The following is a 14,632-nucleotide window of genomic DNA, read 5'->3' as shown; positions in this document are numbered from 1 at the left end:
GGTTATTTGTCTAAAAAATTAATAATTGTTTTTGTTATAAAATTTAACTGCTCGGTATCTAATTCTGTATGCATGGGTAAAGAAATTACCGTTTTAATTAATTGATTGGTAACAGGAAAATCTTCTTCTTTATATCTCGAATCTTTGTAAGCTTTTTGCGCATGCAAGGAAACCGGATAATAAATTGCATTTGGAATTCCGTTTTCTAATAAATGTTTATGCAATTCATCTCGTTTACCGTTTGTAATTTGTAAGGTATATTGATGAAAAACATGACAATCACAAACATCACAAATTTGATGGCATTGTGCTGTTTTATTTGACTTTGCAGTAGGGGTTATAATATTAGGATTGTTGGCAAAAGCTTTGTTGTAAAAACGAGCAGCATTTCTACGAGCATCACAGTACGCATTTAAATGAGGTAATTTAGCTTTTAAAACACCAGCCTGAATAGAATCTAATCTAGAGTTTACGCCCACAACATCATGATAATATCTTTCATACATGCCATGATTTACAATTCCTCGAATGGTGTGTGCTAAATCGTCATCATTGGTAAAAATAGCGCCACCATCTCCATAGCAGCCTAAATTTTTAGACGGAAAAAACGAAGTGGTCCCAACATTGCCAATGGTTCCTGCTTTTTGCTGTCTTCCGTCTTTAAAAGTATAATTAGCACCAATTGCTTGCGCATTATCTTCGATGACAAATAAATTATGTTCTTTGGCAATTTCCATAATAGCATCCATATTTGCTACTTGTCCGAATAAATGAACAGGCACAATTGCTTTCGTTTTTGGAGTAATTGCTTTTTTAAGAGCCTCAATATCGATGTTAAAAGTAGCAGCATCAACATCTATTAAAACAGGTGTTAGTTTTAACAATGCAATTACTTCTACTGTGGCTGCAAACGTAAAATCAACAGTAATTACTTCATCACCTTGCTCTAAACCTAAACCCATCATTGCAATTTGCAAAGCATCGGTTCCGTTTGCACACGGAATTACATGTTTTACTTGTAGATACTCCTCTAAATCTTTCTGAAAATCTTTAACGAAAGGTCCGTTTATATAGGTAGATGAGTTTAAAACTTCTTGGATTGAATGATCTACAGTTTCTTTTATTTGTTGATATTGACCTTGCAAATCAACCATTTGAATGTTCTTCATAAATGTGAAAGTATTGATGTATCAAAAATACAACTTTAATATTTTATCTTTGCATTCATCAAATTTTTTCAAATGAAAAATCTTAAAAAATCTTTAAAAATTGTAGTTTTAGTAGTAATTCTTTTAATTATTGGAATTTGGTCCTATTCAAAAACCTACAATCCAAATTATTTAGGAGAGATAGCACTTAAAAACTTATCTGATGAAGTAACTATTTATTTTGATGATACAGGAGTTCCGCATATCAATGCTAAAAATCAAAATGACGCTTATATAGCTTTAGGCTATGTGCATGCGCAAGATAGATTGTGGCAAATGGAGTTGATTAGAAGAATTGCGTCTGGGAGATTGTCAGAAATTTTAGGAAGCGAACTTTTAAAAACCGATGTGTTTTTTTCAGGATTGGGTATCGAAGAAGCCGCTGAAAAAACAATTGCAAATCTTGATAAAACTTCGGAAGCATACCTATTGTCTCAATCTTATTTAGACGGCGTAAATCAATTTATAAATGAAGGAAAAACACCTTTAGAATTTTCTTTGTTAGGTATACAAAAAGAAAATTATACCATTAAAGATATTTATAATGTTTTTGGTTATATGGCTTTTAGCTTTGCAGTAGCTCATAAAACCGATCCTATATTAACGGAAATAAAAGAGAAGTTAGGAGCTTCTTATTTTACCGAATTAACAACTAGTGCTAATGAATATTTAACGATAAACACAACTGAAGTTTCTGAAATTAAAGGAAGTTTCTCAAAAGCTGTAAGTACCATTATGGATCATTTGCCAGTTGCCACTTTTATTGGAAGTAATTCTTGGGTTATTGGGGGAGAAAAAACCAAAAACGGAAAAGTAATTTTCGCCAATGATCCTCATATCGGTTTTTCACAGCCTTCTGTTTGGTATCAAAATCATATTAAAACACCAGATTTTGAGATGTACGGATTCAATATTGCATTGATGCCTTTCCCTTTGTTAGGTCATAATAAGGAATATGCCTATGGTTTAACAATGTTGGCAAATGATGATTTAAATTTTTATGTTGAAGAAAATAATCCTGAGAATATAAATCAATATAAATCTTCTGAGGGATATGAAAACTATGAAATTATTCATAAAACAGTTCGCATAAAAGATGCGCCAGACACTACATTTCAGGTAAAAGTAAGCAAGCATGGCCCAATAATGAATGGTATCATTTCGCATTTGGAAGATGAGAGGCCTATTGCCATGAATTGGATTTATACGCAACTAAATAACGAACAATTAGATGTTTCTTATGAAATGTCTCACGCAAAATCATTAATTCATTTTAAACAAGCTGTTGCAAAAATTCATGCACCTGGATTAAATGTAATGTATGGTGATGCGAAAGGAAATATTGCTTGGTTTGCCTCTGCAAAATTATATGAATTAAGAGATAGTCTGTCGTCTAAAACGTATTTAAATGGGGCGTCTGGAAAAGATGAGATAGTAACATATTTGCCTTTTAATGAAAATCCGAAAGCAATAAATCCGAGTCGTAATTATGTGTATTCTGCGAATAATCAGCCAGATTCTGTAAGAGGAAAATTATATCCGGGCTATTATCAACCTGAAGATAGGGCCAAAAGAATCGCCAAATTATTAGATCAAAGAAATGATTTTACAAAAGAAGACGTTGCAAAAATGATGTATGATGTAAAATCTTCTACGGTTTCAGAGATTGTAGAAGATGTATTGAAAAATTTAGATCGTCGTAATTTATCAATTTTAGAAAAAAAGGCAATTAATGTTCTTGAAAACTGGGATGGACAATATTTAAAAACGTCTATAGGAGCAACTATTTATAATCGATTTTTGTATGAATTTTTAAGGGCAACTTATCAAGATGAATTAGGGACTAGTTTTCCTTTATTTATCAATTCTCAACTACAAGACCAAGCTTTACCTATTCAAATAAATCGAGAAACATCGGTTTGGTGGGACAATATTCATACCACATCAAAAGTAGAAAATAGAGAAGAAATTATATTAAGTTCGTTTAAAAATACAATCAAATTTTTAGAAAGCCAGTTGGGGTCTTCTATAGATCTTTGGTTTTGGAAAAGAGTAATTTCTGTAGAGCATGAGCATGTAATCGGAAAAGCAGGTGGTATTCTTCGATCATTTTTTAATGTTGGACCTTTTGAAACTATAGGGGGAAATGAGGTGATAAATAATCAAATTTTTAAGCTCGATAGTACAGGTATTTATAAAATTACATCAGGGCCTTCTACCAGAAGAATTATCGATTTTTCTGATGTAGAAAATAGTTTGGCAATTCTTCCTACAGGACAATCAGGAAATGTTTTTAGTGAACATTATAAAGATCAGGCTCAAAAATATTTAGAGGGTAAGTACGTGAAAATGATTTTGAATATAGATGAACTTAAAAAAAGTGGCAGAAAATTAATCTTAATTAAAAGTAAAGAAGAATAGTTTTAAAAGAATGTTTCTCTTAAAATAGAAAAAATAAACAAGGTCAATAAAAATTCTGTCTTTGAACTAATAACTAGTTTTAAACAATACTTTAAGACGTCCCCCAACGACTTTAGCAAAATTGACCTTGTATAGCAATAAATAAAATGTGTAAACCATTTTTTTGTATTGTATGGTAAATATACTACAGATATACCCTAACAAAACCGACATTTTACTAGAAATATTGGGTTCTAACCTATAAAAGAAACTTCGGAACCACTTAAAAAAGCGACATTTCTAAATTTACAAGTAATCTGAAGGGTTTTTTCCGTATTTATTTTTAAATAATTTCGAGAAATATTCAGAGGTTGTATAACCTACTTTTTTAGACACTTCTTTAACACTTGACACTTGTTTTGTTTCGAGCAATCTAAAAGCTTCTTTTAATCGTACCTCAGTAATGTATCTATTAGGCGTTGTATTGATATTTTTTTTAACTCTTCGTTGCAATTGTCGTTCACTCATCTCCATTTTTTCTGCTAAAAATTCTACGCTAAAATTATTCGAATCAAGGTGATGTATAATGGTTGTATTCAAATGAGCTAGCCATTCATTCTCTTTGGTGTCAGGTACCGTAGCTATTTTTAAAGGTTCAGTTGGTTCAGGTTCAGTTGGTTTAAATTCAGTTTTAAATGCTACTTTGTTATTTTTTCGTTTTTTCTGAATCATGAATAAAGAGCCACTTCCAAGCAATACAATACAAAATAAGATGGCCAGTTTAAATAGATAATGATCAGAACCGGAATTGTTAATTTTAATAGGTGTTTTTAGTTGAGACCAACTCCCGTTAGAACTTTGTGCTTTTACTAATAACTGATAGTTTCCTTTTTCAAGTTTTCTAGGTAATGTAATCCGATTCTTATTGGCAACTACATAATTTTCATGAAAAGGGGTTATTTTGTACTGATATTGAAGTGGTAAGTTGTTTTTGAAATCTAGTAATAGAACTTCAAGTTCAGTGTTTTTTATATTCGAATTTAGTTCTATAACATCAGTAGTACTAATTGTTTTATCTTCGGTTATCGTATTATCTTCATACGTAGTTCTTACATTGGTCAGTAACAAGTTAAACTCTTTGTTTTCTATGGATAAGAAATCTTTGGGATGAAATACATTCAACCCATTTAATCCACCTAAATGCATGGTACCTTCTTTGTCAATAAAATTTGATAAATGGTTAAATTCTTGGTGACTAATCTCATCGGGTAAAAAGACGTTATTTTTTAAAGTTTTTGGGGCAAACCTATTAAGACCATAGTCAGTTGGTAGCCATAAAAAACCATATGGGTCTTTAAAAACCCCATAAACATTGTTGTTAGAAAGTCCTTCTTTGGTGGTGTAGTTGGTAAATGTATTTTTTAACCTATTCCATTTCACTAAGCCTTGACCTTGTGTTCCCAGCCAAAAGGTGGTGTCATTTTCAATATAAATATGTTGAATAATTAAGTCTTTTGGAAAGCCATTTTTTGGAGTATATGCTCTGGTTATTTTCTCTTGATGGTTCATTAAAAACAGCCCTTTAGCAGTACCAATCCAAAGACTATCACCATACACTTTTAAACACCTTACATTAATTTCAGATCGTTCTTCTTCATCAATATATTTGTCTAAATGATGGGCAATCGCTACAGTTTTTTCTTGTTCATCTAGTTGGGTAAAGTAAAATGAATTGCCAATAAATATAGACTTTGTCTTCGGATGTCGAATAATAGACGCTAAATCTCTACTTTTCGGAGAAGGTTTAATGGTTTTATTATAGACTACAATTTTGTTTGTTTTAAAGTTATATTTTAAAACTTGCGAATATCTTGTAATCCATAAAGTATCTTTTTCCTGAAAAGTTCCAATAAAACTATCATTTTCAGGTAAATTTTTAAATTGTACTATTTTATCATTTGAAATGAATTTTTTAACCCCATGGTAGAAAGTTGTGATGTACAAATTAGAATCTCTTTTAAACATAGATTTTAAGCTAAATCCATCTAGGTACTTTTTAAATTTTTTATTTTTTAGGATTACTTTATATAGACTAGTCTCTGTAAGAATCCAAATAATATCATTTTTATCAACAAAAAATCTTTTAAATCTTTTTCCGAAAGGGTAATCAGATTTTCGGATGGTATACACTACATTTTTATTTTTATCGATCTTTTTGAGGGATTCTTTTTCATTAATCCAATAATGATTAGTACTAGTTTTTTGGAAAAATGTGAGGTCAGAAAAATTATCACTCTGTAGTTGTAAATCAGGAAAAACGCTTATAGAGTTATCTCCTTTTAAATATTTGGCAGTAAATTTATCATAAGAGTTAGCAAATGCATGTATTACTAAAACAGGTTCATTATTAAAAACGTTTAATTCAGTTACTTCTATATCTGTTTTAATGATTTCCTCAAATAAATTGTCTTTATTTTGTTTAATTATTGTTTGGTTATAGGCATACCAATTGTATTTTTCGGTGCTTATAAATGAAATAGCTCTATCATTTTTTTCGATAATCTTCCTAAACAGCTTTAGTTCTTTTCCATCATACTTATAAAGTCCTTTATTTTTTACTGAAATATATATATTATATAACTGATCTCGATAAGGTTTGTTAATGATGTCTGACTCTAGAAAGGGTAAATTTGGAAATTTTTCTTTTAAAGTATACGTTTTATTGTTTTTGGTATTTAATATGTGAATTATAATATCATTAGAAGGGAAAAACCAAATATCTCCTTGCGCATCTGATGTTGCAGAAATTGCTACATGTTGTGGTTTTAAAAGCAGATCTTCTTTTGAGTAGTTTACAAAATCTTGGTTGTTGTATTTCGTGAGGTATTTGCTTCCAGATACCCAAATAAAACCCTTAATATCTTGCTCAATATCGGTGATTATATTTTCATAAAGACCCAAGACTTTTTGTACTTCAACGGTATAATTTTGCGAGAAAATTAGTTGTGTTGATAAGAAGGGGATCATCAGTAAAAGAACTGATTTATAAAATTTTACCTTATCCATATAATTAATAAAGATAGATGTTTAAGATAAGCATCCAAATTATTTATAAGATTTTTTTAAACTTCTTTATATACCTGCTCAAAAGGAATTCTAAAACGCTCACCATAAATACCCTCAGGTTTTCTGATACCGCAAGAAACAATCATGTTTATTTCGGCACCATAAGGCAACCCTAGTAATTTTTTTACGCGCAAAGTATAAGTGCCTTCCATTGGGCAAGTATCATAATTTTCAGCAGCCATAGAAATCATAAAATTTTCGGCAGCCAAGCCACAAGTTTTATGGGCAACAATGCGCATATCACTTTGTCTAACTTGTCTGTAAATCGGTTTAAAAAGACCTATTATTAAAACCATGATGTATTTAAGAAAGCCAAGAATTCCTAAAAAATCGGCATAGGCAAAAGGAATAATTTTTCCATAATATCCCCTCGCTGTTTTTTCTCTTTTACTTTGTGCTGATTTCGTATTGTTCGCGCCAAAAGTCTTATCAATAAATTTTAAATTAGCTTGAGCTCTTTGTTTCCAGAGATCTTTTCTAGTCACAAAAATTACGAGTTGCTGTGCCGTTCTTGCTGCATTTTGATGGAAACAAAAAGGTGCAATTTTAGCAATCATATCTTTGGAGGTAACATGATAAAATTCCCACAACTGCATATTACTGCTGTTTGGTGCTAAGGCAGCTTGCTCAATACATTTTTTTACAATGGTTTTGTCTATTGGCTTTTTTGCATCATATACTCTTACAGAGCGTCTATATTGTATCGCCTCAGAAACTGTTTTTTCTTTTAACATAGATGGATTATGAGAATTGTTTTAATTTTTTGTTCATCACTAAAAACCAGATAGGAGGAAAAAAGGAAAGTAACATCATGCCAGGATATCCTGTTGGCATTTGCGGACTTTCTGGCAATGATTTTAGCAGTTGATAATGTTTAGATCCGTTATAATGATGGTCTGAATGACGTGATAAATTAAACAACAATACTTGCCCAACTTGATGATCTGAGTTCCAAGAATGAATTCTTTTTACACGCTCATAGCGCCCAGATTCATGCTGTTTTCTGAGCAAACCATAATGTTCTATATAATTTACGGTTTCTAATAGCATAATGCCAGAAATTGCTGAACCTAAGAAGGCGAAAAGTACGAATTGGCCAAAAAACAAATAGATACTACTTACTACCAACGCATTACAAATTGTGTAAATAACCATTCTGTTTTGAGAATGGAACCAGCCTCTACCTTCGTTTCTCATTCTTTTGTTTTCTAATTTCCAAGCTTCTAGATAGCTTGAAAAATGAGAACGAATCCAAAAACTAAATAAAATTTCATTTTTTCGGGCAGTGGCGGCATCTTTTGGAGTGGCAACATTAAAATGATGACCACCATTGTGATAAGGTAAAAAGTGCGTGTTTAATTAGGTTAGCAGTAAAATTTCTCCTATCAATTGATCTATTCTTTTGTTTCGATGCCCTAATTCGTGACCAACATTAATGCCGAGAACTCCGCACATAATACCCATACCAAAAATGCGTCCGAAGATTTCTGAATTGGTAAGATTTGGTTCTTGAATGGCAAACAAAAAGAATGCTAAAAACAGCAGTTGAATTGGTAATGTAAGGTATAATAAATACGTGTAAAATTTATTTTCTTTTTCAATTTTCTCTTCATCTTTCGTGAAATTTTGTTTGTTCGGTTTGATGAAAAATTCTAAAAGAGGCACTAATCCAAAGAAAACAAGTGCGGGTATATATGTTAGCCATCCTTTACTTGTAAAAGAAATATAGACAACCAAAGGGAGAATTAGAATTGAAAAGTATTTAAGCGCCTTCATTAAGAAAAATATATTCTCTAAAGATAGCAATTAGTTGCAAGCGTTCCAAATTACTTCATTAGGAGTAGGAGCAGTGATGAGAATATTTTCTTTAGAAACCGGATGAGTAAATTCAATTTTTCTGGCATGTAAATGAATACTTCCGTCTTTATTACTTCTATTAAAACCGTATTTTAAATCGCCTTTTATAGGAAAACCAATTGCAGATAATTGTGCTCTAATTTGGTGATGTCTTCCGGTTTCTAAATCAATTTCTAAAAGGGAATAATTATTTAGTTTTTTTAAGATTTTATAGTGTAAGATGGCTTTTTTAGACCCTTCAATTTCTTTTGAATACACCGATGATTTATTATTTTTGGGATTCTTTTTTAAAAAATTAATAAGGGTGTCTTTTTCTTTCTTTGGATGCTCTTTTACAACCGCCCAATAGGTTTTGTAAATTACTTTATCGCGCAACATTTTGTTCAATCGCTCCAGAGCTTTAGAGGTTCTGGCAAAAATGATAACACCAGAAGTAGGTCTATCTAGCCGATGAACAACCCCTAAAAAAACATTGCCTGCTTTGTTGTATTTTTCTTTGATGTATTCCTTGGCAACATCACTCAAAGGTTTATCTCTGGTTTTATCACCTTGCGTAATATCTCCAGAGCGTTTGTTTACAATCATGATATGATTATCTTCAAATAATACTTGTAAATTTTCTTTGGTAGAGTGCATAGCCGATTATTTAAAATCTTTAGCAACATCTTGATTTACGCCATCAATAAAATCTAAAAATTCTTTACGCCCTAAACCTGTCGAAGAAGAGGTTAAAAACGTCATGGGCAAAGTTTCCCAAGTATCTAATAATTTCTTTTTGTAAGAAGTAATTTGTTTGTTTAATTTAGAACTCCCTAATTTATCGGCTTTGGTAAAAACAAGGCAGAAAGGAATTTGATTTTCACCTAAAAACCGCATGAATTCTAAATCAATTTTTTGAGGATCGTGTCTGCTATCAATCAACACAAAAGTGCAGACTAATTGTTCTCTTTCTTTAAAATAGTTTTCTATAAAATACTGAAAAATGGTTCTTTTCTTTTTAGAAATTTGCGCATAACCGTAGCCAGGTAAATCTACTAAAAACCAATCTTCATTTATTTTAAAATGATTAATTAACTGGGTTTTTCCTGGTTTTCCAGAAATTTTAGCTAAATCTTTGCGTTCCATCAACATGTTAATCAATGAAGATTTACCAACATTAGAGCGTCCTATAAAAGCATATTCAGGAATCCTTTCTTTAGGAGCATTGATAACATTACTGTTACTCATTACAAATTCAGCAGACTTAATTTTCACAGAAAAAAGATTTAAATATTTCTAGATTTTAACCAATCATGAAGAATCGTGTTAAATTCTTCTGGTCTTTCCATCATGGCGGCATGGCCACATTTATCAATCCAAAATAAATCTGAATCGGGTAGTAACTTATGAAAATCTATGGCAACTTCAGGAGGTGTAACGCTATCTTGTTTTCCCCAAATGATGCAGGTAGGTTGTTTCATTTTAGGCAGGTCGTCTTTCATGTTGTGTCTAATGGCACTTTTTGCAATCGATAAGGTTTTTAAAGCCTTCATTCTATTGTTTACCGTCTCATATACATCATCTACCAATTCTTTGGTGGCTATTTTGGGGTCGTAAAACACTTGTTGTGCTTTTTCTTCTATGTATTCATAATTTCCTCTTTTCGGAAAACTATCACCCATCGCTTTTTCATACAATCCAGAACTTCCAGTAATCACAAGCGTGTTTACTTTTTTTGGGTAATGTTTTGTAAAATACAAAGCGATGTGCCCTCCTAATGAGTTTCCTAAAAGAATAGCGCTATCTATTTTTTTGAATTCTAAAAAATCTTTTAAATAACTCGCCAAACTTTTAACATTCGTCTTTATCAGGGGCAGCGTATATAATGGTAATTCCGGAATTAATACCTGATAACCATTGTTAGAAAAGTGGTTAAAAGTAGCGTCAAAATTACTCAAAGCTCCCATTAACCCATGTAAAACAATGATTGTAGGTCCTTCTCCAGCTTCTGCATACGTAAAATTACCTTCAGTTTTTAACTTGTCAGTCATTCATTTTAATTTGATTTCTATCAATCGCAAATGTAATTCTTTTTTCTTACATATAAATCGATTTCATAATCAGTTGTTTAGGGTTATTAACAATAGTTTATCCCTTTAAACAATGGTTATTTTAAGTTTTTATTAACAATGTGGTAATAAGTGGTAAAAAGTGGTATATTTTATATATTTTTGATATTTAATAATGGCTTTTTAATGATTAACCTAATTGGTACATATGAATGTAAGGCAGATGCTAAAGGTAGAGTGATGGTTGCATCGGCTCTAAAAAAGCAAATGCAACCAATTTTGCAAGAAGGTTTTGTATTAAAAAGAGCCGTTTTTCAGCCTTGTTTAGAATTATATCCCATGCAAGAATGGAATGTGATGATGGGTAAAATTAATAAGCTGAATAAATTTAATAAAAAAAATAACGATTTTATAAGAAGGTTTACCGCAGGCGTAAAATTAGTAGAATTAGATGCTACGGGTAGAATTTTAATTCCAAAAGATTTGTGCGGTTTTGCAGGGATACAGAAACAAATAGTGATGTCTTCTTCTGTAAGTATTATTGAAATTTGGGATAAAGAGAAATATGAAAAAGCAATTGATGATGCTGCAAACGATTTTGCAGATTTGGCTGAAGAAGTAATGGGAAATACAGAATTCGATGAGTTATCATAACGCAGTTTTATTAAAAGAAAGTATCGATGCACTCGCTATCAAAGAAGATGGTGTTTATGTAGATGTTACTTTTGGAGGAGGAGGCCACTCAAAAGAAATTTTGAAAAGATTGGGTAAAAACGGAAAGTTGTTTGCCTTTGATCAGGATCCTGACGCATTAGAAAATAAGATTGATGATGAGCGTTTTGTACTGATTCCTGAGAATTTTAGATATATCTCAAGGTTTTTAAGATTTCATAGGATTAAAAAAGTAGACGGAATTTTAGCAGATTTAGGCGTTTCGTCTCATCAATTTGATGAAGCAGAAAGAGGATTTTCAACGCGTTTTGAAGCAGATTTAGATATGAGAATGAATCAAAAATCTAAAATTTCGGCGAAAGAAATTATCAACACCTATACGGAAGAAAAATTAGCGGACATCTTATTTATGTATGGGGAAATAAGAAATTCTAGGAATATTGCAAAAACGATTGTTCAAGAAAGGGAAGTTCAAAAGATTGAAACTAGTTTTCAATTAAAAGGGGTTTTAAAAAAGTATTTGCCAAATGCGCTAGAACATAAAATATTAGCGCAAATTTTTCAGGCCATAAGAATTGAAGTCAATGAGGAATTAGAAGTTTTAAAAGAGTTTTTGCTACAAGTACCGAATTTATTGAATCCTGAAGGTAGGTTGAGTGTCATTTCGTATCACTCTTTAGAAGATAGATTGGTAAAAAGATTTATTCACACAGGTTTATTTAAAGGTGAGCCAGAAAAGGATGTTTTTGGCAGATCTAATGAACCTTTAAAAAGAGTCGGGAAATTAATCATTCCGAAACCCGAAGAAATTAAAATAAATAATAGAGCCAGAAGTGCAAAATTGAGAATAGCAACTCTTAAGGTTTAAGGTTTGCTATTTAAAGTTAAAAAAAAGCATATCAAAAGAAACATGAGCTAAGAAAAGATGTTCGAAAGTGCGATTTTCATAAACGTATTAAATTTTAAGCCCAAACATGACAAAAGTTAAAAAAGGTATTTATGATGTTTTAAGAGGTAGTTTTCTTACAGATGAATCTGCTTTTAAAAATTGGCGAATTATCATTTTTGTTGTGGTGCTTTTGTTGATTATGATTTCTAGCGGGCACAGTGCGGAAAAAAAAGTATTTAAAATATCTGAACTGAATAAAAGGAAAAGAGAATTAAGAGCAGAATATGTAGATACAGGCACTATTTTAATGCGAATGAAAATGGAATCTAGTATCAGGGAAAAGGCAAAAGCAAGAGGTTTGCAGCCGTCAGAATCCCCTCCAGAAAAAATAAAAGTAATTATAAAAAACTAATAAATTGGCAACTCACAAAAAAAGCATTTTGACCAAATTCTACATTGTAGGGGCTTTTATGTCTTGTTTTTTGGTGGCTATTATTATTAAAGTTGTCCATATTCAGTATGCTCAAGGAGAAAAATATAAGAAACTTTCTACAGAATTAACGATTAAGCAAGATACAATTCGTTCAAATAAAGGAAATGTATATGCTGCGGATGGTAATTTATTGGCAACTTCAATGTCTAAATACACCATAAGAATGGATGCTGTTGCAGTAAATAGTGCTGTTTTTGAAAAAAATATAGCAGGTTTGTCTAAAGAGTTATCGGCTATGTTTGGTAATTCTACGAGCTACTATCAAAATAAATTAAGATCTGCTAAAAAACATAAAAATAGGTATTTGTTAATTGCCAGAAATGTGGGCTACAATGATTATCTAAAAATGAAAAAATTCCCAATTTTTAATAGAGGTGTGTATCAAGGTGGTTTTATTGCAGAACATAAAACGGTGCGTGCACATCCAATTGGTAAAATTGCAGAGCGTACTATTGGTTATGATGATTTTAGAGGAGAGGCAGGAATAGAAGGTGCTTTTGCAGATTTTATGCAAGGCGAAAATGGTTTGCGATGGAAACAGAAAATTGCAAAAAATCAATGGAAACCAATTTCTGATGTCAATGAAAAAGAACCTATTGATGGTCATGATGTTATCACTACAATCGATGTAAATATTCAAGATATTACACATCACGCTTTATTGCGTCAGCTAGAATACTTTGAAGCAGATCATGGCTGTGCAGTGGTGATGGAGACGGCAACTGGAGAAATTAAAGCAATTTCTAATTTAGGAAGAACATCTACAGGAAAATATTTTGAGAAAAGAAATTATGCCGTTTGGGAAAGTCATGAACCAGGTTCTACTTTTAAGTTAGCTAGTTTAATGGCAATTTTAGACGATAAACTAATTGATACTTCTACTGTGGTAGATACCGAAAAAGGAAAAATATATATAAATAATAGAAAAGTAGAAGATTCTCGAAAAGGTGGGTATGGAAAGATTTCGGCAGCGAGAGTTTTTGAAGTTTCATCAAATGTTGGTATTGTAAAGTTAATTCGAAAACATTATGACCATCAACCAGAAAAATTTATTCGTAAAATAGAAAAATACGGATTTGCAAAACCTATTGGTTTTCAGATTAAAGGAGAAGGAAAACCTTATGTGCCAAAACCAACAGATAAAAGTTGGAGTAAAATTTCTTTAGAATGGATGTCTTGGGGATATGGGATTTCTGTAACTCCTATGCAAACTTTAATGTTCTATAACGCAGTTGCGAATAATGGAGTTATGGTAAAGCCTCATTTTGTAAAAGAGTTAAGAAGACAAGATAAAACTGAGAAAATTTTTGAAACAGAAGTTGTAAATCCAAGAATTGCATCGCAAGAAACTTTAAAAAAGATTAGAAAGATAATGGAAAATGTTGTGATTAAAGGAACCGCAAGTAATATCTATTCCTCTAACTTTTCGATGGCAGGTAAAACCGGAACTGCTAAAAAATACATTCCTAGAACAAAAAATAAAAGTGGCGAATGGGAAGGCGGTTATTACTCTAATAAGCATTATGTAGCTTCTTTTGCTGGTTTTTTCCCGGCAGATACCCCAAAATATTCTTGTATTGTAGTTGTACATGATCCAGATAAAAGTAAAGGATATTATGGTGCAACCGTTGCGGCGCCAATTTTTAAAGAAATAGCGCAAAAAATATATACCACGACTCCTGTTGATAATCAATCGGTAGATGATAAAATTGAATTTACATCGATAGAAAATCAGTATAGTCATTATAATAAGATCGTTAATAATGAATATGCAAAAGTGCCCAATGTACAAGGTATGGCGGGTATGGATGCAGTTTCTTTGTTAGAAAATATTGGTTTAAAAGTAGAGGTTTCAGGAGTTGGTAAAGTACAAAATCAATCGATAAAAAGAGGAGAAAAATTAGAAAAAGGGGCAACTATTATTTTAAAATTATCATAA

The 14,632-nt window shown here is 31.5% G+C and carries 12 protein-coding genes and 1 pseudogene; 5 read left to right on the top strand and 8 right to left on the bottom strand.

The annotated features are described in order from the left end of the window. Nucleotides 1-2: 2 nt before the first annotated feature. Entirely contained in the window at nucleotides 3-1,169 is a 1,167-nt protein-coding gene (locus tag K8354_RS11325; RefSeq protein ID WP_223439700.1) for a DegT/DnrJ/EryC1/StrS family aminotransferase, read from the bottom strand. A gap of 72 nt (nucleotides 1,170-1,241) precedes the next feature. Between K8354_RS11325 and K8354_RS11320 the strand changes: the two genes are divergently transcribed. Beyond that, a complete protein-coding gene (locus K8354_RS11320; protein WP_223439698.1) occupies nucleotides 1,242-3,629 on the top strand; it encodes a penicillin acylase family protein in 2,388 nt (795 codons plus the stop codon). A gap of 285 nt (nucleotides 3,630-3,914) precedes the next feature. Here the strand turns inward: K8354_RS11320 and K8354_RS11315 are convergent, their stop codons facing one another. The 7 genes and pseudogenes from K8354_RS11315 to K8354_RS11285 form a co-directional block, all read right to left on the bottom strand. Beyond that, nucleotides 3,915-6,635 carry a ligand-binding sensor domain-containing protein gene (locus K8354_RS11315; RefSeq protein WP_223439696.1) on the bottom strand — a complete coding sequence of 907 codons (2,721 nt, stop codon included), beginning with the start codon at nucleotides 6,633-6,635 and terminating at the stop codon, nucleotides 3,915-3,917. A 95-nt stretch (nucleotides 6,636-6,730) separates the two neighbouring features. Further along, nucleotides 6,731-7,468 carry a nitroreductase family protein gene (locus tag K8354_RS11310; RefSeq protein WP_223439694.1) on the bottom strand — a complete coding sequence of 246 codons (738 nt, stop codon included), beginning with the start codon at nucleotides 7,466-7,468 and terminating at the stop codon, nucleotides 6,731-6,733. A 7-nt stretch (nucleotides 7,469-7,475) separates the two neighbouring features. After that, nucleotides 7,476-8,060: pseudogene (locus K8354_RS11305) on the bottom strand (alkane 1-monooxygenase); the annotation flags it as partial. 33 nt (nucleotides 8,061-8,093) lie between these two features. Continuing rightward, complete coding sequence (locus K8354_RS11300; RefSeq protein ID WP_223439693.1) at nucleotides 8,094-8,510, bottom strand: fatty acid desaturase family protein; 417 nt, start codon at nucleotides 8,508-8,510, stop codon at nucleotides 8,094-8,096. A 30-nt stretch (nucleotides 8,511-8,540) separates the two neighbouring features. Beyond that, on the bottom strand, nucleotides 8,541-9,227 hold the full coding sequence (locus K8354_RS11295) for an RluA family pseudouridine synthase (RefSeq protein ID WP_223439691.1): 687 nt from the start codon (nucleotides 9,225-9,227) through the stop codon (nucleotides 8,541-8,543). Between the two features lie 6 nt (nucleotides 9,228-9,233). Continuing rightward, nucleotides 9,234-9,845, bottom strand: coding sequence for a ribosome biogenesis GTP-binding protein YihA/YsxC (gene yihA, locus K8354_RS11290; RefSeq protein WP_223439689.1), 612 nt, complete (start codon nucleotides 9,843-9,845; stop codon nucleotides 9,234-9,236). 11 nt (nucleotides 9,846-9,856) lie between these two features. Further along, a complete protein-coding gene (locus tag K8354_RS11285) occupies nucleotides 9,857-10,621 on the bottom strand; it encodes an alpha/beta fold hydrolase (RefSeq protein WP_223439687.1) in 765 nt (254 codons plus the stop codon). 204 nt (nucleotides 10,622-10,825) lie between these two features. Here K8354_RS11285 and mraZ point away from each other — a divergent pair, with 204 nt between their 5' ends. The 4 genes from mraZ to K8354_RS11265 all read left to right on the top strand — a co-directional run bounded on the left by mraZ (nucleotide 10,826) and on the right by K8354_RS11265 (nucleotide 14,632). Then, nucleotides 10,826-11,293: a division/cell wall cluster transcriptional repressor MraZ gene (mraZ, locus tag K8354_RS11280; protein ID WP_223439685.1), complete on the top strand. Its 468-nt coding sequence runs from the start codon at nucleotides 10,826-10,828 to the stop codon at nucleotides 11,291-11,293. Continuing rightward, nucleotides 11,280-12,179 carry a 16S rRNA (cytosine(1402)-N(4))-methyltransferase RsmH gene (gene rsmH / locus K8354_RS11275; RefSeq protein ID WP_223439684.1) on the top strand — a complete coding sequence of 300 codons (900 nt, stop codon included), beginning with the start codon at nucleotides 11,280-11,282 and terminating at the stop codon, nucleotides 12,177-12,179. The genes mraZ and rsmH overlap by 14 nt, the downstream gene beginning before the upstream one ends. A 106-nt stretch (nucleotides 12,180-12,285) precedes the next feature. Then, complete coding sequence (locus K8354_RS11270) at nucleotides 12,286-12,612, top strand: FtsL-like putative cell division protein (protein WP_223439682.1); 327 nt, start codon at nucleotides 12,286-12,288, stop codon at nucleotides 12,610-12,612. Between the two features lie 58 nt (nucleotides 12,613-12,670). Next, nucleotides 12,671-14,632 (top strand): penicillin-binding protein, encoded by a 1,962-nt coding sequence (locus K8354_RS11265; RefSeq protein ID WP_223447673.1) that lies wholly within the window; start codon nucleotides 12,671-12,673, stop codon nucleotides 14,630-14,632.

Source organism: Polaribacter litorisediminis (assembly GCF_019968605.1).
GTDB lineage: Bacteria > Bacteroidota > Bacteroidia > Flavobacteriales > Flavobacteriaceae > Polaribacter > Polaribacter litorisediminis.
Note: the sequence above shows the minus strand (reverse complement) of the source record. Positions and strands in the feature narration are given on the sequence as shown.